This window comes from Youngiibacter multivorans (assembly GCF_017873395.1).
GTDB classification, from domain to species: Bacteria; Bacillota; Clostridia; order Clostridiales; family Clostridiaceae; genus Youngiibacter; species Youngiibacter multivorans.
Genome location: NZ_JAGGKC010000040.1, coordinates 1 through 21,699, shown reverse-complemented (window position 1 = coordinate 21,699; position 21,699 = coordinate 1). Strand labels below are relative to the sequence as shown.

Genomic DNA, 21,699 nt, shown 5'->3' with positions numbered 1-21,699 from the left:
GATAGCTTGGTAAACAAGAGAAACCTCTGCCGGTAAATAAATAAGCCGGTATGTATGCTCTGTTCCCAAGAATCTCGTGACTTTAGTCATGAGAGCGTTCAATTGCTCGCAGTTAGACTAAAAAATGAACTTGAGAAGATTGAAGCAATTTTTACTGAGATTTTCAGCATTGATTATGAAGGCGATGGGTTGCGCTTTAATTTAATATGAATACAATGACAATACAGGAAATAATGGTTCATGCAGGTTATCCTGGATTCCAGGTCAAAATCACATGCTATCTCGGACCGAATACAAATATCCATATGCACTTGGAAATAGGATTTGGGGATATTGTAGTCAACTCAAGTATGATAGAATATCCTCCAATGCTATCAGAACTTGAACCTATTTTACTTAAGGCTTATTCAATAGATTCATCAATTGCAGAAAAATTCCATGCAATGGTTAGGCACTCTGTGTTCAACGGCAGACTTAAGGATTTTTACGATATTCATAGTTTTCTTTCTACACATGAATTTGAGGGTGGAATTCTCCAGAATGCTATAAGACAAACTTTTATGCGGCGGAATACAAACATATCTGATGCAGTTTATATCTTCACTTCCGAGTACGCAGAGAATGATAGTTTAAATAAACAATGGAAAATATTCAAGAAGAGGTTAGGACAAGCAGATGGGCAATCGTTTCCTGAAATTATGACTGACATTGGTGTTTTCCTAAAGCCGATTCTTAATTCACTTATAGCAGATGAACAATTTGCAGGTATTTGGAATCCAGATGATAGAGTCTGGAAAAGATGATTGGACTATGACTGGGTTTGCTAAAATACAATAACAATAAAAGTAAATTATATTTGGTTGTAAATTATATTGAATATAGACTTCAACAATACAAAAGCAAAGAACTTTGCGAACACGGTCGTATGGTTCTTTGCTTTAAAAAAAGATGGACCAATTAAATATCAAGTATCTCTTCAAGGACTCTGCCATCAGTATCATACAATACAGTCCCCATTGCCTTTGCAAAGGTTGGACCTTCATCTATCAGCGACATTGATGGGATGACTGTATTTTTCTTTATTCCCTTGCCCATTGCGAAAAATACGGTTGTATAGTTTTCCTTGTCAGGGGAGAAACCGTGGGTGGAAATACTTTCATCAAACCAGCCATCGACAGCAGGTGGTATTGGAGCTACCGCAGGCTTGTCGATAGCAGGAAGGAACTTGAATCCAGAAGCTGCCTCCAGCATGAATGCCGCATCGCGGCTTGCGCCTAAAGCTGCTGCCTCATCAGACGTATAGACCTTTTCGATGCCATATGAGGGGATAGATTCAAGTGTCTTTAGAATCGCCTCTACCTCTGCATATGTATCTGTATCAGTTCTGTCTTTGACATGAACATATGAGGATCCGTCGAGGGTCTGAGCATAGGCCTTCCAGTCAGTAATCTTTCCATTTTTAGCCTTTATCAGTCCCTTGTCCTTGAATATGGAGTTAAGGTATATAATGTTCTTTACCGGAATCTGGTCATGGTCACCAAGGACGAACAGTGTAGTGTCCTCTGTAAGGCCTTCTTCCTGCAGGACATCCAATATATCAACCAGCCTTCTGTCGTGCCTTAAAAGGGCTGAATCTGCCTCTTTGGAGGCATATCCGTAGTGATGCCTCATTGAGTCCAGGTCTACATAATGGATCATGATGACATCAGGCTTTTTTTCCTTTATTGTCCAGAGTGCGCTCTGGTGGACAAAATCATCAAGCATTGGCTGCTTGAGTCCCTGCCGGGTCTTCCCGAACCTTTTTTGAAGCTCAAGGAGATAATCTGGAGTTCCATTAGAAAGTGAAACAGCAATCTGGTTCTTCCATAGTCTGTTGGCATATATCTCAGGCATGTTCCAGGTAATGTTCGACTTTCCGGTAACCGGCCAAAGAAGAGAAGCAACTGTCATCCCTTTACGGAGAGCTGCATCATAGAAGGTATCAGTCTTGATGTGATTTCTTGTCCAATGCCAGTCAGGGTCCTTTCTACCAGGCTGCAGCAGCTGATTTGAAGTTACACCGTGGTTCACAGGAAGCATTCCGGTAGAAATTGAGCAATGGGCAGGGTATGTAAGGCTGGGATAAACACTCTTTACATTTTCGCAATAGGATCCATCCCTGTACAATCTTGAGAATCCCGGCATACTCTTCAGGACTTCCATGTCCCTCGAAGAAAGTGCATCAAAGGAAATTATGACAAAGCGTCTTTTGCTGTTTTTTGTTTCCATATGAACCTCCTGGGAAATTCTGTATCATACATTAAAGAATACCATGGAATTGTAAACTATCTCTGAAGTACAATGGCTATATGGGAATTATCGAAAAAATGAGAATTAAACACGGAGGGATATATGGTTAAGATCGGCAACAGCTGGGACAAGATACTTGAAGGTGAGTTCGAAAAGGAATACTACCTGAAGCTCAGGGAGTTCCTGAAAGAAGAATACAGGACAAAGGTAATATATCCTGACATGAACAATATTTTCAATTCACTTAAGCTCACTTCATATGAGGATGTCAAGGTAGTGATCCTTGGACAGGACCCGTATCATGGGAAAGGGCATGCACATGGCCTCGCATTCTCAGTGCAGAAGGGATTGCCTAAACCTCCCTCACTTCTAAACATATTCAAGGAGCTGAAGGATGACCTTGGTTTTTCCATTCCAGAACATGGAAACCTTGAATCATGGGCCAGGCAGGGAGTGCTTCTTCTAAATACAGTCCTAACAGTCAGGGAGGGACAGGCGAACTCTCACCAGGGAAAAGGCTGGGAGATATTCACAGATACAATTATTGGCCACCTGTCAGGAAGAGAGGACCCTGTCATATTCATCCTGTGGGGAGCACCTGCAGGCAAGAAGGAGGCACTCATCGATAAAAGGCATAAGGTACTAAAGTCTGTCCATCCAAGCCCGCTTTCATCCCACAGGGGATTCTTTGGATCAAAGCCATTCAGCAGAACCAATGAAATACTCAGTGAGATTGGGAAGGCACCAGTGAACTGGGAAATAAGGGATTAAGCTAATCTGGTGCCCGAAGATCTTAATTATCAGATTTGCACTATAGCATGGCTTTTGGGATGCTGCGAACATATCTGAAGTACCAAATGAAAAAATGGTTTTGAAATTATGAAGAGAATATTTATGTAGTATAACAACAGGACCAGGTGACATTAACTGTCATCTGGTCCTGTTGTTTCAAATCATATATAGCGCCTACAGCTCAGCGAATCGCCTCTCAACAAGCCTTTCCAGGAACTTATGGGTTATGACCACCAGTACCCCGAATATGACAAAGAGGGCAAGGAATGCTGGGATGAGAGTAGGAGTGAATTTTGTGCTCAGGAAGATCATTCCTCCTCCGAAAAGGAAGCTTCCGAACATCTGGAACAACGAGTTAAGGTTCTGCTTTACTGCCTTCTGTTCACTATCCCATTCAAGCTTTGGCATGTATACGTCGATGGCAATCGAGAACTGGTTCATGAATATTGAGGCAAGGATGAAAAGTGGTATTGAAAGCAGCACGACAACCATCGATGGCTTGAAGAGCAGAATCAGCAGTCCATAGAGGATTACCGCCGCTAAACCTTCAACATAGAACGAGCTCAGTATCTTTGCATAAAGCTGTGTCATGTAGGGAACCGGCACGTACTTCATGAAGAAGAAGTTCTTGCCTTCCCTGGAGATCGAAGTCGATGAAATTATATTCAATCCACCGAGGAGAAGTCCAAGGGCTGCCATGACGACCAGGAGATTTGCGTCTCCAGCTGATCGGATGAAGGCCATTATCTCCTTGATCTCCGCGGTGTCAGGACCATCAATCAGAAATGGGATGATGAAGAATAGCGGGAATATCAGGGAAACGAGCACACAGTTCATGAAGTATGCAGGGGTCCTCATCAGGAGCTTCAGCTCCTTCAATGAATATGCGAGAAGTATGGGCTTAGAGGTGGTCTCCTTCTCGAGTTCGCCTGTTGATAGTTTCTTCCTTCTTGATGAGCTGTCGAGGACACCCATGACACCCTTGAAGTATATGGCATTCCCTACAGCGTAGAAGACAGCCATTGATAACAGGGATGCTGCTATAAGTGCCAGGAGATACATCAGCCCGCTGAGCCCATCATAGGCTACCAGGGCTTCACTTGCGAGGTGTGAAGTAGGGAATGCAAGCGAAATCACCCTGATTGTCGGCAGCTGTGAAAGGTCTGTGATTACCATGCTTCCGGTTGTCATCCGTTGTGCCATGTATTGAATTCCAAAGCTGAAACCAAGGGATATGGTGAGTCCGAGCACACCGGCAATCATGTTGAAACGATCTTTGTTCTTGATACCTCTTCCCGCCCTCATTATGAGCATCGCAATAAGCGATGCGACAACCATAGGCAGCACCGGTACGAAAAGTGTGACTATCAGAAGATAAAGGTAAAAGAGCGGTCCAGCCTTGTCCAGGAAGCCATAGACCAGAAGCACAGGCATGAACAGCATGCCATATATGAAATACTGGAATACAAGGGCCACCAGGAACTTGGACATCAGTATCTCGCCAGGTCTAACAGGAAGAAACAGATAGTTCTCGATATCCTTAGAGAAATAGAACACGTTCATGACATAGAATATGCCGAACATGAATATGGTAAGTCCCGATGCCGGAACTGTAAGTCTTACTATAAGCGACTGGAACCCGTACATGCTGAGAGAGTCGTACAGCATGTATGCGAAGCTTCCTGTTGACATTCCCATTGAAAGGAAAAGCAGGAGAAAAAGCAGTATCTTTACAGGTCTTTTGCTGAAGATGCTCTTCTTTTTCTTTCCGCCCAATCCCAGGCTGGAGAGTGTCTCATCGCTTCCGAACATAGCCTTTGTGAGGTAGAATATGTTATTCATCTTTTGTCATCTCCAGGAATATGTTCTCAAGACTCTCATTTTCCTTGGCCAACTGCCTCAGTTCCTCCATGGTGCCTGAAAACATTAGTTTTCCCTTGTTGATTATGCCGACCTTGTCACATAGCTTCTCAGCAACCTCGAGGACATGGGTCGAGAAGAACACCACGTTTCCCTTGTCCGCATGGTCCCTCATCATCTCCTTGAGCATATATGAGGATTTGGGATCAAGTCCCGTCATGGGTTCATCCAGTATCCATGCACTTGGTTCGTGTACCAGTGCACCCATAAGCACTATCTTCTGCCTCATTCCATGTGAGTAACCTGATATGGAATCGCCTAAAGCACTTTCCATGTCGAAACGCCTTGACAGGCTCTCTATCCTTTCTTTCCTTACATCACCGGGAACCTGGTAAATGTCCCCCATGAAGTTCAGGAATTCGATACCCTTAAGCCTCAGGAACATATCAGGATTATCCGGCACGTATCCGAATTCCTTTTTTGCCTCCAGAGGATCAGTCAGCATGTTCTTTCCGTTTATTGTTATCTCCCCTGAATCCTGCCTGAGAATTCCGGTGAGCATCTTTATCGAAGTGGTTTTTCCGGCACCGTTTGGCCCCAGGAATCCATAAATCTCGCCGGGATAGAGGTCGAGTGTCAGGTTGTCGACAGCCTTTACAGTACCGCCATATACCTTGGTAACATTCTTGAAGCTGATCATATCTGTCCTCCTTGAATATTCATAATCACCATATATTATACCACTACTAAAGTGCAGTTTCGATTAAGTAAAGATTAAACCTGAGTTTTCACATGGTTTTCTCAAGAGTTTCAATTTGGTTCACATATGGCAGAGACTCTCTTGGTATAATTTACGTAAAGACTGGTTTTGAGGAGTGATTGATTTGAGGCTAATTGTCAACGCGGATGATTTCGGAGTGTCAAGGGCTGTAAATCTGGGAATTATTGATTGTTTCAAGAGAGGTATCGTTACGTCAGCAACCATCATGATGAATATGCCTCAGGCAGAGGATGCCGTGATGCTTGCAAAGGAAAATGGGCTGCCTGTCGGGCTTCACCTTGTCATGACGTCTGGCTTTCCAGTTTCGGAGGAAGTGCCAAGCCTTGTTGGAGAGGACGGCAGGTTCATGAAAAGGAAGGAACAGCTTAAGGGATATTCATTGAAGGATGTGGAGAAGGAGTTCAGGAGCCAGATTGAAAAGGCCCTCATGCTGGGACTTGTCCCAACCCATCTCGACAGCCACCATCATGTTCATCTTGAACCTGGAATCTCTGATATTGTGGGAGATCTTGCAAAGGAACTCATGATTCCTGTGAGGGTACATACTAAGGACCACGTTCCTGAAGGCCTTAAGGGAATTCCATCACCTGACAGGATGATAGCGAGCTTCCATGGCGACAACCTTACACCTGCAGACCTTGAAAAGGCCATAGAGGCAGCATCAAAGTATGAGACTGCAGAGCTCATGTGCCACCCGGGATACCTTGATACCTTCGTAATGCATAACTCGAGCTACAACCGGGAAAGGGCCAAGGAACTGGATGTGCTTGTATCAAGTGAGGCAAGGGAAATAATCGAAAGGTACAAGGTGGAGCTCATAAGCTTCAAGGACTTGTAAAAAGGATCAGCTTCGGAATATTCCGAAGCTGATCCTTTTTGTCATGTTTGATTTTATTTGATTTTAATAGTTGGTTTTACAAGAGCAAGGCCCTTTCTATTTCTCCTTCAGGATGTCCCTGATCTCAGCAAGAAGAAGCTCTTCCTTGGTAGGAGCTGGTGGAGCAGCAGGAGCTGCCTCTTCCTTCTTCCTAAGCTTTGCCATTTGTTTGATCATTATGAATATTACAAGAGCGATTATGATGAAATCAAAGATGTTCTGTATGAAGTTACCATACATTATCTCAGCACCACCGACAGTGGCTTTAAGTTCAGAGAATTTCGCACCGCCGAACAAAAGGCTGACTATAGGCATTATTATGTCATTTACAAGGGAAGCAACAATCTTTCCGAATGCTCCGCCTATAATGACAGCGACAGCAAGGTCGACTACATTTCCTCTGATTGCAAAGGCCTTGAATTCTTCCATGAATTTTTTCATTTTATTCACCTCCAACTCCATAATATCACAGTATATTCACATATATCAGGAACATTCAGTGAATTTACACTAAATTAATGGATACATGTGGCCAGATATGCGTTAAGTGGCTGTTTCGGGCGGATAATGAAGCCTCAGTGTGGTATACTTAAATGAGTGACAGCGCACAAAAGTTATGCTTTGTGTGCGGTTTAAGGCAAGTTTAAATAGAATGTGAGAAATTTATTATCAGCAGCGGACAGTCTTAGTCCGAAGTGGAAGGTAGTGTTAGCTTTGGAGAACGGTGGAAAGGGCAATCTGCTCAGCCATATAGTCAGGGAATGGGTAATACCGATACTGGCGGCATTCATGCTTGCTTTTTTGGTAAACAAGTTCCTGATATTCAGGATCGAGGTGCCGACAGGCTCCATGATACCTACGATAAACATCGATGACAGGATCTATGTGGTCAGGGTCTACAATCCTGAGAAGCTTGAACGAGGCGATATAGTGGTGTTCAACTTCGTGGAAGGAGGCAACACTCTTCTCATCAAGAGGCTGATAGGCCTGCCGGGTGACAGGGTGGAGCTTAGAAGAGGAAATATGTTCATCAATGGTGAGCTTTATCCTGAGGAGTATGTCAAGAACGACCTGGAATTCACAACAGTCTTCGAGGTGCCGGAGGGCAAGTTCCTTTTCCTCGGCGACAACAGGGCTACATCGAACGATGCCAGGTTCTGGGACGAACCGTACATAGATATGGACGAAGTGATCGGCAAGGGAGGACTCAGGGTATATCCGCTGTCTGACATCGGATTCCTGAAATAGCTATGGATCTGAAGGAAACTCTTTCAAACCTGAAAGAAGACATGATAAATGACATAATGAGCCTGCTTGAAATAGAATCCGTTGCAGGCGAACCGGAAGAGCTTATGCCTGCAGGCAAAGCCGTAAACGAAGCCCTTGAAAGGGCGCTTGAGATCGGAAGAAGGATGGGCTTTCAGGTCAGAAATCTAGATGGCCATGCGGGATACATCGAATACGGCACGGGTGAAGACTACGTGGCGGTTCTGGGTCATCTCGACATCGTACCTGTAGGGTCTGACTGGACAAAGGATCCCCATGGGGAGCTCATCGGAGACAGGATCTACGGTCGCGGAGCGATCGATGACAAGGGTCCGATGATGGCTGCCCTGTATGCTCTCAAAGCAATAAAGGACGAAGGCTCAGTACTTTCAAAAAGGATAAGGCTCATATTCGGGACCAGTGAGGAAACTGGAGGACCCGATATTAAGAACTATCTTAAGACTGAAAGCCAGCCAATATCAGGCTTTACACCAGATGCGGAATTTCCTGCTATAAACGCTGAAATGGGTATACTCATACTCAAGCTCATAAAGGAAATACCGGATAGAGGCTGCTTTATAACAGGCGGGAGCGCAGTGAACATGGTGCCTGACAGGGCGAAGGCAGTAATAAGCCACGATGACGGCACTGAAACAGTGATTGAGGAAAAAGGAATATCAGCACATGGCAGCACGCCTCACAAGGGCGAAAGCGCCATATGGAAGCTGGTAGGAAAACTTCATGAAATGAAGTTTTCAGGAGCCTTTGGTGAGACACTTGATTTCATAAGTGCAGCCCTCTGCAGAGATACAGATGGTTCAGCACTTGGAATTGACCTTGAGGATGAAGCGTCAGGCAGGCTTGTGATGAACATGGGTACCATGGACCTGAAGGATGGCAAGCTTGAAATAGGACTTAACATAAGGTATCCGGTTACTTATACAAGTGAAGATGTTCTCGTTAAGCTGGAAGAGAAGATGAAGCAGAACGGCTTCAGATTGGTTCTAGAGCATGAGGACAAGCCTCTTTACTACCCGGTTGACCATGAGCTTGTAGAAAGGCTTATGGAAGCCTACAGGGAAACAACAGGAGATGCGAGAGGACCGCTGGCCATAGGCGGCGGGACCTATGCGAAGGAAATGAAGAACATTGTGGCCTTCGGGCCAATGCTGCCCGGAAGAGAAGACGTCGCCCATCAGGCGGACGAATACATAACGGTCTCCGACCTGATGCTATGCGCGGAAGTTTATGCCAAAGCCATGATGGCTTTAGCGGAATGAAGGTGAATTATTGTGAACAATGACAAGAAAAAAGGCGACAATGACAACAGAAATCTGAAGTTCTACGCAGTATATTTCGTAGCGATACTTATCATGGTTACTGTCTTCAACTACTTCATGAACGACATAAGGAACAAGAGACAGTACTACAATGAGTTCTATGCGGCCTTAGAGGCTGACAGGATCGCTGAGATCACCGTAGACGAATCCCAGAGGATATACACGTATACCATGAAGGAAGGCGACGAGCTCGCAGGTCTTCAGCTTTATACGGGAATGGTTACAGGGGATGAAGAGGTCCTTTCCCTGATAAAGGAAAAGAAAGTGGACATCTATTCAAAGCCGGTTGAGACTGCAAGCCCTCTGATGACGCTTCTGTTCTCATGGGTGCTGCCCCTTGGTCTTCTGCTCTTCCTCGGAAGCTATCTGATGAAGAACATGGAGAAGCGTGGCGGAAGCATGATGAGCTTCGGCAAGAATACTGCTAAGCTTTATGAGAGCGATACGGGCGTGACCTTCAAGGACGTCGCAGGACAGGAGGAAGCCAAGGAATCGCTTATTGAGATAGTTGATTTCCTTCACAATCCTCAGAAGTACGTGGATATCGGAGCAAGGCTTCCTAAGGGAGCACTGCTTGTAGGACCTCCGGGTACAGGAAAGACCCTGCTTGCAAAGGCAGTTGCCGGAGAAGCCAAAGTGCCTTTCTTCTCACTTTCGGGCTCAGCCTTTGTTGAGATGTTCGTTGGAATGGGCGCTGCAAGGGTCAGGGACCTGTTCAAGGAAGCCATGACCAAGGCTCCATGCATAATCTTCATAGACGAGATTGACGCCATAGGAAAGTCCAGGGAAACCGGTGGACTTCCGGGCGGAAACGACGAGAGAGAACAGACGCTGAATCAGCTGCTTGCTGAAATGGACGGCTTTGATTCTTCAAAGGGTATAGTACTTCTTGCTGCGACCAACAGGCCAGAAGTACTGGACAAGGCTCTTCTCAGGCCGGGAAGGTTCGACAGGAGGATAATCGTGGATGCTCCTGACCTTAAGGGAAGGGAAGCCATACTCAGGGTGCATTCAAAGGACGTCAAGATGGGCGAGGATGTCAACCTGAACGAGATAGCGAAGGGTACGCCTGGTGCTGTCGGAGCGGACCTTGCCAACATGATCAATGAGGCTGCGCTAAGGGCTGTAAAGAACGGCCGTAAGTTCGTAATGCAGGAGGACCTCCAGGAATCTATAGAGGTTGTAATCGCAGGACAGCAGAAGAAGGACAGGATAATGTCCGCAAATGAAAAGAGGATAGTTGCGTTCCATGAGATAGGGCATGCGCTTGTAGCTGCAATGCAGAAGGGAACAGACCCTGTAATAAAGATAACCATAATTCCGAGGACCATGGGCTCCCTTGGATACACCATGCAGGTGCCTGAGGATGAGAAATACCTCATGTCAAAGGATGAGATGCTGAAGGAGATCGCGATACTCTTCGGAGGAAGATCAGCTGAGGAAGTTGAGTTCGGGTCAATAACAACAGGAGCCTCCAATGACATAGAAAGGGCTACCCAGCTGGCGAGAAGGATGGTCTCCATGTATGGGATGAGCGAAACCTTCGACATGATGGCGCTTGAATCCATCAGGGGACAGTATCTCGACGGCCGTGCAGTCCTCAATGTCAGCGACGAGACTGCTACAAAGATAGACGAGGAGACTCTGAAGCTCATAAAGGCAGGTCATAAGACCGCCCTCGACATACTGAGTGGTAACAGGGAGCTTCTCACTGTACTTTCTGAAAAGCTTCTCGAGAAGGAAACCATGACAGGTGAAGAGTTCATGGAGGTCGTAAGGGAATTCAAGGGTGAGAGCTTCGGCAGAAAAGAAGTTACAGCTCCAACAGTTGAGGTGCAGGCAGAAGAGACAGCTCAAGAAACCCAGCCTGAAGACCAGGTCAACGAGCTCGATGAGATGCGGTATGCAATTACTGAGGACCTTGAGGGTGACTCAGGGGACGAATAGGCAATCCACAAGGATCGCCAGGTACCAAAGGAATAAATAGACATGTCAGCCGTGGCCTTATTGGCCACGGCTGAATGAATCAGGAGGCTTTAGCTTGAAAAGATTAAACATTGATTTGCCCAAGGCAGAACTTGAAAAGGAAGAGAAATATCTTCAGGACGTATCTGAAAGGATACAGGAGGATATCATCGAAAACACTTCCAAGAAACAGAAGGTCACTGAATTCATAGTAGAATACAGAAGGAACCAGATAGACGAGTACCGTCCAGATGAGGACAAGGTCATCGACTACTTCGACCATGAGAGGTTTGTTCAGGAAGAGGCCTACAGGGCAGTTGACAAGAGGCTTAACGAGCTTCAGGAGCTGTCATCGTCGCCATACTTCGGAAAGGTCGGCTTTTCAGAGGGTGATGTTAGTGATGAATTCTATGTGGGCAAATACAGCCTTATCGATGAGGATGGTGCAGAGCCTCTTGTTGTCGACTGGAGAGCCCCCATATCATCCCTCTTCTACAAGGGTTCCCTGGGAGAAGCATCCTATGAGGCTCCAATCGGAAAGATTGATGTGGATATAACTTTAAGAAGGCAGTTCATGATCAGGGACGGCCTGCTTAAGGGTGTGTTTGACTCGGAAAGCGATGTCAAGGATGAGATACTCATGGAGGTGCTGTCTTCAAAGGCAGGAAGCAGGCTCAAGGATATCATAATGACTATCCAGGAGGAGCAGGATTCCATAATCAGGGACAAGAGGGAAGGCGTAGTTGTAGTAAATGGAGTGGCAGGAAGCGGAAAGACGACCATAGCACTCCACAGGACAGCATATCTTCTCTACAACTATAGGAAGATGCTGGAGCACAAGGTGCTCATCCTTGGGCCCAACAACATCTTCATGGACTACATAGGCCATGTCCTTCCTTCACTGGGTGAAGAAGGTGCCAACCAGGATACCTTCAATGACCTTGCCATGAAGCTTCTTGAGATCGATGACTCCGCCGTATTTTCAGGCGAGGACTTCACAGAGGCCATACTTGGGGGAGACGAGGAGCTTATCGCAGACACGAGGAGAAAGAGAGGCATGGCCTTCAAGAATGAGCTTGAAGCCCTTATAGCAGATGTAGAGTCAGGCTACTACCGAGCAAGGGACATCTCCTACCTTGGACATGAGATTATCACGGCAGAGGGCTGGGAAAAGCTTCTCACTAAGGACTTCGGTACGCTTCCATACTTCAGGAGAGGATTAAGGCTTAAAAGACTGATCCTCGGCAGGATGAGGGAAGCAAGGGATGAAAAGAGGCATGAGATCGATGCAAAATACAAGAGCCTCAGACAGGCGCTTTCCAGTGAGGATGAGATAAACGAGCTGGACCATGCTAGGATGACAGAAATAAGGGCACTGGTAGCAACCTTCGCTGAGAAGAGAGGGGAGTTTTCCGATCTTTCAAGGCATGATGCACTTGAAATATACAGACGGCTGATGACCTTCGACTTCCTTACACAGGAAGACCTGGCACCCATGCTATACATGACAAACAGGCTGAAGGGGATAAAGCTGCCATTCGAGGTGAAGCACATTGTCCTGGATGAAGCGCAGGAGCATTCTCCGTTCCATTTCCTTGCACTCAAGGAAATAACCGGATGCTCATCCTTCACGGTGGTAGGAGACACTAACCAGATGCTCCTTGAAGGGGACTCAGTAATGAATGACCTGGGTTTCTGCTTCAACGACATCAGATATTACCATCTTGAGAAGAGCTACAGATCAACCCAGGAGATAATGGAATACGCCAACAGGTTTGCTTCTGACAGGAGGATCGTACCTCTTGTAAGAAACGGAAGACCAGTTGACGAGAGGACCTGCGAAAGTCTTGAAGCTGCTGCAGATGAGATCACAGGAATCCTTACAACCTTTAAGGACATAGACCTGGGAACTACAGCCATACTCACCAGGGACATGGAGACTGCAAGAAGGCTGTATTCACTCATAAAGGGCAGGGTAGGAATAAAGCTCATTGACACTGAGGATGCATTCCTTACAGGCAGCACATACATTATGCCTTCATACTACGCAAGGGGACTTGAGTTCGATGCCGTGGTTGTAGTATCTGAAAAGGCGGAAGAGGATAAGCAGGACCTCGTAATGTACATCATGGCGACAAGGGCGCTTCATGCGCTTGCCTCAATAAAGCTAAGTTAAGCCAAAATAAACAAGGGCATCATTCCACAATTGAGGTGGAATGATGCCCTTTGTATTCAGATAGGAGTCATGAAGCTTATCTTCAGATGCTATATGTCGTTCTTTCCTGGCTTTACCATGGTGAAGGTGACTACCATAGCAACTGCGTAAAGTGCCAGGATAACGATAAGTACATTGTTATATGAGTCGGTTTTCTTCAGTATCAGTGCGCTTATCTGGTTTCCTGTGAGGCCTGCAATTGCCCATGCTGAGAGTGCAAGGCCGTGGATGGTGCTTATGCTCTTCATTCCGAACCTGTCGGAGAGAAGTGTCGGAAGATTGGAGAATCCTCCGCCGTAGCCCGCATTAATAACGCATAGCAGAGCTATGACAAGGGGTACAATGGCATTGTTTATTCCATCAGTTACTATGACAAGACCTGCGAGGGTCATTGAAATAGCGAATATGACCTTGTATATTGTGTTCCTGTCCTTAAGCTTGTCTGCAAAGGCTGAGAATCCAAGTCTTCCGCCTGCATTGAATATGGCTGTCAATGAGCTTATTGCAGCAACTGATGTAAATCCGATGTGGTGAAGGATACCCTTCTCCTGTGATATCAGCGCAAGTCCGCAAGCGATGTTGATGTAGAACATGAGCCAGATGCCTATGAAGGTCTTGTTCTTGAATATTACAAGAGGGCTTGAACCGCCAGCTTTCTTCGGCGCTTCTTTCCAGCCGTTAGGCTTCTTGAGAAGAAGGTGACCTGCAATCATCATTACAAAATATGCAACTGCAAGGATATAGAACATCTTGTATGTCCTTGTCGGGTCTGCAAGGCTTCCATCTGCATTCACAGCGCCAAGAAGCATTTCAATTATAGGACTTGCTATTACCTTGGCAAGACCGAAACCGGCGACTGCTATTCCTGTAGCCAGTCCCTTCTGCTTGTCAAACCATAGCATCAGCGTCTTTACAGGTGAAAGGTAACCTATACCGCAGCCAATACCCATTATTACGCCATATGTAAGGAATATTCCAGGGAGCGACTTCTGCTGTATGAAGAATCCAGTTCCTGCCATTCCTGCTGCGAAGAATATTGCAGCTATGAGAGAAGACTTGTGGATATCCTTCTCAACTACATTTCCAGCGAATGCAGCGGACATTCCAAGGAAGAAGATCGCCAGGCTGAAAGCCCATTCTACTGAACTGGTAGGAGCTCCGATGTAGCTTGCTATGTTTCCCTTTACCAGGGACCAGCAATATATGGTTCCTATGCTGCAATGGATAAGCAGTGCAGGGATTGCCGCACGGGTCCATTTGTTTTCAAACTTTGTCATTAGTCGCACCCCTCAATATAAATATGATTCCATGTGTTAAAATACAAACAATATACATCCTACTACTTATTTTCATGAAAATCAATTTTTAAATGAAAATAAATATTGGGAAATCCATTCAGAATCAAAGGAAATCGGTATCATGACAAAAAGGGTCCTTATTTATTTCTAGCATCACTTATGATATCGTTTTAATCTTATGGGCATTCTAAGGATAGGGAACTGAAATTAATTTTTCAAGGCATTCAATGATTTGCTTGATTTTGTGGAATTTAATAGCCGGGAAATCTCCCGGCTAAAGTTATTGCTTAAATTAAAGTATGGTTACATCGAGGTCAAGGGTTATGAATACCCTGGTATCGGGGAATTCGTTGCTGACCATCTCAGTGAGCTCGTGTTTAATGGAAAGCCTTTCCTTCTCGGTCAGGTTTTTAGAATCCACAACAGCCTCGAATATGAGCATCTTGTGGTCCTTGAGTCCGGTATAGCGCAAATCATGGACTGAAAGGATCTTAGGTATGGACAGAGAGAGTTCAGTAACCTTCTGCTGGACAGCAAGGAATTCGTCATCGTGGTCATTCAAAGGGTCAATATGGATGACCAGGTCTACTCCCAGCTCTTCGCGTACCTTCCTTTCGATCTTGTCAACCACATTGTGTATTTCAACTAGGTTCATGTCAAAGGGCACTTCAGCATGAATGCTGGCCATTGTCCTGCCGGGACCATATGAATGGATGGCAAGGTCATGGACCGCATAGATATGGTTATAGGATACGACCTTGGCCTTGATCTTTTCTACAAGCTCCATATCAGGCTTTTCACCTATAATGGTGTTAAGGGTTTCAAGTGTCAGCATAAGCCCGTTGTATATTATGTATAATGCTATGGCTATTCCCACCACTCCATCGATTGGAAGGGTGGTGAACTTGGAAGCGATAAGTCCTAGTACGACCACGGATGTCGTGAATACATCTCCAAGCGCATCAGTAGCAGTTGCCTCAAGAGTCTGTGAGCCAATCTTTTTGCCAAGCCTCTTGTAGAACAAGTGCATGAGGTATTTGAGAAGTATCGAGAGTACGAGTATGAAGGTTGTGGACCACTCGGAGATTACCGGGCTGGGGGCTACTATCTTCTTCCATGAGGATACTATGAACTGGAAACCAACAAACATAACCAGCACTGATATGGTCAGTCCGGACAGGTACTCAAGCCTTCCGTGTCCATATGGATGGTCCTCGTCAGGCGGTCTGTTTGCCAGCTTGAAGCCGAGGATAGTGACCACAGAGGATGTGGTATCGGTCAGGTTGTTGAAGGCATCAGCCATAAGTGAAATGCTGCCTGTAACAAAGCCGAGGAGCAGCTTAACAAGAAAAAGGATGAAGTTGAGGACTATCCCCACTATTCCCGCCTTTATGCCTATCTTCGCCCTCTCAAACACATTGCTGTAGTTTTTGCCGTCGACAATTTTATTGATTAATATATCTATCATAACTTCACCTTCCGAATAAATGGAAAGATTCCAGGCTCCGCAAAAGCGGATTGGAATCCTTCATTCAATTGTATCACACTTGTGTTAGAATAGTAATATATTGAGTATAAATCATGGTAGGAGGTCACTTATGGAAAAGATGGAACTTGCAGGAAGACTGCTTGAATTTCTGCATGAATCCCAGACAGCATTCAACGCTGTGGAGGTCATGAAGAAAGAGCTTCTTGCTGACGGTTATAAGGAACTTGACGGAGAAGCAAAATGGAGTCTTAAGGAAGGGGACAAGGCATTCTATGTCAAGAACGGCTCATCCCTGTTCATGGTAAGGATAGGCAGCGAACCACTTGTCAAAGGCTTCAGGATGGTTGGGGCACATACCGATTCACCTGGATTCAGGATAAAGCCCGGTGCTGAGATGGTTAACGATGGTTTCCTCAGGCTGAACACTGAGACATATGGAGGACCTATACTTTCAACCTGGTTCGACAGACCCCTCACACTTGCAGGAAGGGTCGTCCTCAAGGGTGACAGTCCGCTGAAGCCAAGGACAGAGACAGTTAACTTCAGAAGACCTCTGCTTATCATTCCAAGCGTAGCGATCCACTTCAACAGGAACGTGAATGAAGGGGTGGCAATCGACAAGCAGAAGCACGTGCTTCCGATAATGTCCATGGCAGGGAAGGACTTCGCAAAGGAGAACCTGATAAGGGACCTTGTTGCTGAAGAGATCAATGTGGCATCTGATGAGATACTGGATTATGACCTATTCTTATGCGAGGCTGAAAAGGGCATAGTCATGGGCCTCTCACAGGAGTTCATATCATCCAAGAGGCAGGATAACCTTAACAGCGTGCATGGAGCCATGGAAGCGCTTAAGGCAGCTGAAGGCGGCAGCGGCATAAGGATCGCAGCATTCTTCGACAACGAGGAATGCGGAAGCAGGTCGAAGCAGGGTGCTGATTCAGTACTCCTGGCAAATCTTCTGGAGAGAGTATACTACTCACTGGGTGGTGACAGGGAAGGCTTCCTGAGGAGCCTTGAAGGTTCGTTCATGATATCTGCTGACCTTGCACATAGCGTACATCCTAACTATGCTGAGATGCACGATCCGGTCAACAGGCCGCTGTTAAACAAAGGACCGGTAATAAAGCTTTCGGCGAACCAGAAGTATACTACAGATGGGGATTCAGCCGCAGCCTTCAGTGAGATTTGCAGAAAAGCAGAGGTTCCGTTCCAGACTTTCGTTAATAGGAGCGACCTGGCAGGAGGATCCACGATAGGTCCTGCAGCATCTTCTCATCTTCCTATAAGAAGCGTCGATATCGGTACTCCACTTCTTGGAATGCATTCCGTAAGGGAGCTTGGAGGAGTAGATGACCACCTTTATCTTGTGAAGGCATTGAAGGTATTCTACGAAGAAAACTGATAAATAGAGGCTTAGTTTTACATAATATAATAAATGTAAAGTGAATGTGCTTGTAGAGCAAACAAAAATGCCGTTGTGATGTTGAAAATCACAACGGCATTTATTTTAGTCTACCTTGCCTACGTCAGACAGTACCAGTCCCTTGTTATGGTTAAGTGCCCATGTTATTCCCCAGTCGTTCTGGAAAATCAGGATGTCCCTGTCCTTCATATCTTTTAGGAGCCTAGAATCTGAAGTGATGTTAAGCTTTGAGGTATCATACGATTCGTCTTCAATCCATCTTACGAACCTATATGGCAGCCTGTCCATCTTCAGGTCGACTCCATATTCATTCTTGAGCCTGTATTCAAGGACCTCAAGCTGAAGAACTCCAACGACTCCCACAATGATTTCTTCCATTCCGATATGGAGCTCCTTGTATACCTGGATAGCTCCTTCCTGGGCAATCTGGGTTATTCCCTTTACGAACTGCTTTCTCTTCATGGTATCCTCTGGCCTTACCCTTGCAAAATGCTCAGGAGAGAAGGTCGGGATTCCCTCGAACCTGAATTTCATCGAAGGATCTGTCAGAGTGTCACCGATGGAGTAAATACCCGGGTCGAAAACACCTATGATGTCTCCGGCATAAGCTTCCTCGATGATTTCCCTGTCCTGCGCCAGGAACTGCTGTGGCTGGGAAAGCTTTATCTTTCCGTTACCCTGGTAATGGAATACCTCCATTCCCTTTTCGTATTTTCCGGAACATATTCTCATGAATGCGATCCTGTCCCTGTGGGCAGGGTTCATGTTAGCCTGTATCTTGAAAATGAATGCGGAGAACTTGTCGCTGAAGACATCGATCTCATCACCTTCTGAAGTGTTCCTTGAAAGTGGCTCTGATGTTAGCTTAAGGAACTCCCTGAGGAAGGGCTCCACTCCGAAGTTGGTGAGAGCGGATCCGAAGAATACCGGAGTCAGCTCGCCCTTCTGGATCTTTCCAAGGTCGAAGTCATCTCCTGCATAATCAATGAGCTCGATGTCCTCCATAAGCTTGTCATGGAGCGGCTTGCCAAGGAGGTCCTTGAACACATCGTCTTCAACCTGTCCTACGACTGATTCAACCTCAAGCTGGCCATGCTTTCCACCTGCAAATACATGTATGGTGTTAGTGTCCCTCTCGAAAACTCCCCTGAAGTCATTTCCTGTACCGATAGGCCAGTTCATTGGGTAAGACTTTATTCCAAGCTCCCTTTCGATTTCCTCAAGAAGCTCGAAGGGGTCTCTTGTCTCACGGTCCATCTTGTTTATGAATGTAAATATGGGGATACCTCTAAGAGAACAAACATGGAAAAGCTTCCTTGTCTGCTCCTCGACTCCCTTGGCACCATCTATGACCATCACTGCAGAGTCTGCAGCCATAAGTGTCCTGTAGGTATCCTCGGAGAAGTCCTGATGTCCCGGTGTATCCAGGATGTTTATGCAATAGCCGTCGTAGTTGAACTGCATGACAGACGAGGTTACGGATATACCTCTCTGCTTCTCAATCTCCATCCAGTCAGATACGGCATGCTTCGATGCCTTCCTTGCCTTGACCGATCCTGCAAGCCTAATAGCCCCTCCATACAGGAGCAGCTTCTCAGTGAGGGTTGTCTTACCTGCGTCAGGATGCGAGATTATCGCAAACGTCCTTCTTTTTTCTATCTCTTTTCTTATCGATTCCAAAGGTGCCTCCTGGTGGCCTTGCGGCCGATCATCATTTCCTTCTGTAACAACTAATTATTATATAACATAATCGATGAATGCTCCATAGTTTTTTCGAAAGGCTCTTAATGGTCTGTGATAATGTCACCCTGTAAGTGTGCTGTGATTATGTCATCCCTAGGTCAATACCAAGAGGATGAAGAGTGAAATGATTACACAGGTAGCAAGACGGTTAACCAAGCCAGTTTGAAACCGCAAAGAGCTGTCAGCTATGCCTCAAGTGTAACCTGATTTTTGAAGCTGAAAGATGATTTTCCGAGCACTTTCCTGAACTGGATCGCAAATATAATTGAGGTGACAGTGACAGCAATGATGTCAGCAATTGGCTCCGCCAGGAATACTGCGGTGACCTTGTCCTCCATGAACTGGGGAAGGATAAATATAAGCGGTATCAGCAGGATGATCTTGCGTAAAAGTGCGAGGAATATTGAAATCTTAGCATTCCCCAGCGCGATGAAGGTCTGTTGACAGCTGATCTGAACAGCTAACAGCAGGGACACTGCCATGTATATCCGAAGCGCTGAAACTGTGGCAGCAATGAGGAGTGCATCACCAGTAAATATCCTCGCGAAAATCTGAGGGAAAAGCATAACCACTGACCAAAGCAGTGTAGAGTAAACCAGTGTGGCTTTGAGCAATAATTTAAATGTATCCTTTACCCTTGAAAGATTATCTGCTCCATAATTATAGCTTATTATGGGCTGCGCCCCCTGGGTGAGTCCCATGATCGGAAGTATTGAAAATTGCATCACACTCGACAGTATGGTCATGGCTCCTACTGCAAGGTCTCCGCCATATCTCTGCAGGGATGAATTGAAGGTAATGACAAGGATGCTTTCTGTTGCCTGCATCACAAATGGCGATAATCCCAGAGCCACACATGGCAGGAAGACCTTCGGGTCGATCTTCAGGTATTCCTTTCGGATAGTCAGATGGCTTTTTTTGCTCATCAGGAATCGTATGACCCATATGGCTGAAATGGCCTGTGAAATTATGGTTGCCAGAGCGGCACCCTTAACTCCCATGCCGAATCCAAACATGAGGATAGGATCCAGTACGATATTTGCAACTGCACCAATGGTAACTGTAAGCATACTTGTCTTTGCAAAGCCCTGGGCTGTAATGAATGCGTTCAATCCGAGGGATAGCTGAACAAAAATCGTGCCCATTGCATATATTCTCATGTAATCCAGAGCATAGCTGATCGTATTTTCGCTTGCTCCAAACATCATCATCATTTCTTCTCCGAATAAAAGCACTATGGCAGTCAATGCTACAGATACCAGTACCAGCGCAGAGGTGCAATTTCCAAGTATTTTTTCAGCTGCCTTCTTATCCTTCATTCCCATCCTGATCGAAGCTCTGGGAGCTCCTCCCATGCTGACCAAGGCAGCAAATGCTGATATGACCATGATAAGAGGCATGGTGACTCCAACTCCGGTCAGTGCGTCTGCACCTATTTCGGGGATATGGCCGATATACATCCTGTCAACGATATTGTACAAGACGTTTATTATCTGAGCTATGATTGCGGGAAATGCCATGCTGAAAAGCAGCTTTCCTATGCTTTGGGTCTCCATTTTATTTTCGCGAGTTACTTCCACTTTTGTTTTCCTCCATTTTCTTCAAGTTTTTTCGAAATGTTACTGTCGATTTTACTGAATATCCTTTTCATTACCTCGTATTCATCCTCTGTGATATCGTGAAAAATTGATTTAAGGATGCTCTTCTGGACTTGTGCTAATTTTTCAACTGCAGGAACTGCTGCCGGTTCAATTGACAGATGAATGCTCCTCTTGTCAGCTGAATCTGTTTCACCCGAAAGGTACCCTTTGTTTATCAGCGAATCCAGTGATTTGGATACCATTGCTTTTGAGATGGACCTGTATTTAGCAATGTCCTTCGCTGTATCAAGAGGCTTATTGTTGAATAAAAAAAGAAGAACATCAATTTCTCCCTGAGTTAACTGGAGCTCTTTTGTTGTTGGGTAAAATGCTTTTTCATACATCTTCTTGAATTTCCAGCTGGACAGAATAAAAATATTGTCTTCTCTGATATCTATCTTCATTGTAATTTCCTCCTAACTAAAAATAGTTCACTATTGAACTATTTTATTCTACAACAATAGCAGGTTATTGTAAAGCAATGAAAATGAAAGCAAGAGGATCAAGAGCATTCATAAGCCATGTTCGAGTCAGAATGGAAGCATGCAGAAAAAATCCATTATGGCATCCCACCTTGTTTATACATTGTTAACGTGGCGATGAAAATAAATGAAACAAAAAGATGATATAATTTATTAGGAAAGAATCGTTGAGGGGAAAAGAATGGCCATCAGATGCAGGAAAGCATTGATGACCCGAATGCAATTTTTCCGATTGT

Annotated in this window: 17 protein-coding genes; 8 read left to right on the top strand and 9 right to left on the bottom strand. The window is 45.4% G+C overall.

Translation table 11 applies throughout. The features are described 5' to 3' along the window. Positions 1-215 precede the first annotated feature (215 nt). Entirely contained in the window at positions 216-803 is a 588-nt protein-coding gene (locus J2Z34_RS16395) for a nucleotidyl transferase AbiEii/AbiGii toxin family protein (protein WP_209460950.1), read from the top strand. Positions 804-957: 154 nt separating this feature from the next. Here the strand turns inward: J2Z34_RS16395 and J2Z34_RS16390 are convergent, their stop codons facing one another. Next, the gene (locus J2Z34_RS16390) at positions 958-2,268 is read right to left on the bottom strand and encodes an alkaline phosphatase family protein (RefSeq protein WP_209460949.1); all 1,311 of its coding nucleotides are present in this window, start codon (positions 2,266-2,268) and stop codon (positions 958-960) included. 123 nt (positions 2,269-2,391) lie between these two features. On the opposite strand from J2Z34_RS16390, the gene J2Z34_RS16385 reads away from it, so the two are divergent. After that, positions 2,392-3,060, top strand: coding sequence for a uracil-DNA glycosylase (locus tag J2Z34_RS16385; protein WP_209460948.1), 669 nt, complete (start codon positions 2,392-2,394; stop codon positions 3,058-3,060). Between the two features lie 195 nt (positions 3,061-3,255). Here the strand turns inward: J2Z34_RS16385 and J2Z34_RS16380 are convergent, their stop codons facing one another. Beyond that, complete coding sequence (locus J2Z34_RS16380; RefSeq protein ID WP_209460947.1) at positions 3,256-4,923, bottom strand: putative ABC transporter permease subunit; 1,668 nt, start codon at positions 4,921-4,923, stop codon at positions 3,256-3,258. Next, positions 4,916-5,641, bottom strand: a complete 726-nt coding sequence (locus tag J2Z34_RS16375; protein ID WP_209460946.1) for an ABC transporter ATP-binding protein — start codon at positions 5,639-5,641, stop codon at positions 4,916-4,918. The genes J2Z34_RS16380 and J2Z34_RS16375 overlap by 8 nt, the downstream gene beginning before the upstream one ends. A gap of 184 nt (positions 5,642-5,825) precedes the next feature. On the opposite strand from J2Z34_RS16375, the gene J2Z34_RS16370 reads away from it, so the two are divergent. After that, on the top strand, positions 5,826-6,560 hold the full coding sequence (locus J2Z34_RS16370) for a carbohydrate deacetylase (protein WP_209460945.1): 735 nt from the start codon (positions 5,826-5,828) through the stop codon (positions 6,558-6,560). A 96-nt stretch (positions 6,561-6,656) separates the two neighbouring features. Here the strand turns inward: J2Z34_RS16370 and mscL are convergent, their stop codons facing one another. Continuing rightward, positions 6,657-7,040 (bottom strand): large-conductance mechanosensitive channel protein MscL, encoded by a 384-nt coding sequence (gene mscL, locus J2Z34_RS16365; protein WP_209460944.1) that lies wholly within the window; start codon positions 7,038-7,040, stop codon positions 6,657-6,659. A 213-nt stretch (positions 7,041-7,253) separates the two neighbouring features. Here mscL and lepB point away from each other — a divergent pair, with 213 nt between their 5' ends. The 4 genes from lepB to J2Z34_RS16345 all read left to right on the top strand — a co-directional run bounded on the left by lepB (position 7,254) and on the right by J2Z34_RS16345 (position 13,346). After that, complete coding sequence (gene lepB, locus J2Z34_RS16360; protein ID WP_342453219.1) at positions 7,254-7,847, top strand: signal peptidase I; 594 nt, start codon at positions 7,254-7,256, stop codon at positions 7,845-7,847. Positions 7,848-7,849: 2 nt separating this feature from the next. Further along, positions 7,850-9,145 carry a Sapep family Mn(2+)-dependent dipeptidase gene (locus J2Z34_RS16355; protein ID WP_209460943.1) on the top strand — a complete coding sequence of 432 codons (1,296 nt, stop codon included), beginning with the start codon at positions 7,850-7,852 and terminating at the stop codon, positions 9,143-9,145. A gap of 12 nt (positions 9,146-9,157) precedes the next feature. After that, positions 9,158-11,152 (top strand): ATP-dependent zinc metalloprotease FtsH, encoded by a 1,995-nt coding sequence (gene ftsH / locus J2Z34_RS16350; RefSeq protein ID WP_425348058.1) that lies wholly within the window; start codon positions 9,158-9,160, stop codon positions 11,150-11,152. 94 nt (positions 11,153-11,246) lie between these two features. Continuing rightward, the gene (locus J2Z34_RS16345; protein ID WP_209460942.1) at positions 11,247-13,346 is read left to right on the top strand and encodes a HelD family protein; all 2,100 of its coding nucleotides are present in this window, start codon (positions 11,247-11,249) and stop codon (positions 13,344-13,346) included. An 89-nt stretch (positions 13,347-13,435) separates the two neighbouring features. Here J2Z34_RS16345 and J2Z34_RS16340 read toward each other — a convergent pair whose 3' ends face one another. Then, positions 13,436-14,662, bottom strand: coding sequence for an OFA family MFS transporter (locus J2Z34_RS16340; RefSeq protein WP_209460941.1), 1,227 nt, complete (start codon positions 14,660-14,662; stop codon positions 13,436-13,438). Between the two features lie 313 nt (positions 14,663-14,975). Then, positions 14,976-16,151, bottom strand: a complete 1,176-nt coding sequence (locus J2Z34_RS16335) for a cation diffusion facilitator family transporter (RefSeq protein ID WP_209460940.1) — start codon at positions 16,149-16,151, stop codon at positions 14,976-14,978. Between the two features lie 130 nt (positions 16,152-16,281). Between J2Z34_RS16335 and J2Z34_RS16330 the strand changes: the two genes are divergently transcribed. Then, positions 16,282-17,577 (top strand): M18 family aminopeptidase, encoded by a 1,296-nt coding sequence (locus J2Z34_RS16330; protein ID WP_209460939.1) that lies wholly within the window; start codon positions 16,282-16,284, stop codon positions 17,575-17,577. 105 nt (positions 17,578-17,682) lie between these two features. Here the strand turns inward: J2Z34_RS16330 and J2Z34_RS16325 are convergent, their stop codons facing one another. The 3 genes from J2Z34_RS16325 to J2Z34_RS16315 form a co-directional block, all read right to left on the bottom strand. Next, the gene (locus J2Z34_RS16325; protein WP_209460938.1) at positions 17,683-19,278 is read right to left on the bottom strand and encodes a peptide chain release factor 3; all 1,596 of its coding nucleotides are present in this window, start codon (positions 19,276-19,278) and stop codon (positions 17,683-17,685) included. Between the two features lie 248 nt (positions 19,279-19,526). Continuing rightward, the gene (locus J2Z34_RS16320) at positions 19,527-20,921 is read right to left on the bottom strand and encodes an MATE family efflux transporter (protein ID WP_425348057.1); all 1,395 of its coding nucleotides are present in this window, start codon (positions 20,919-20,921) and stop codon (positions 19,527-19,529) included. After that, positions 20,912-21,385 carry a MarR family winged helix-turn-helix transcriptional regulator gene (locus J2Z34_RS16315; RefSeq protein ID WP_209460937.1) on the bottom strand — a complete coding sequence of 158 codons (474 nt, stop codon included), beginning with the start codon at positions 21,383-21,385 and terminating at the stop codon, positions 20,912-20,914. The genes J2Z34_RS16320 and J2Z34_RS16315 overlap by 10 nt, the downstream gene beginning before the upstream one ends. Positions 21,386-21,699 lie beyond the last annotated feature (314 nt).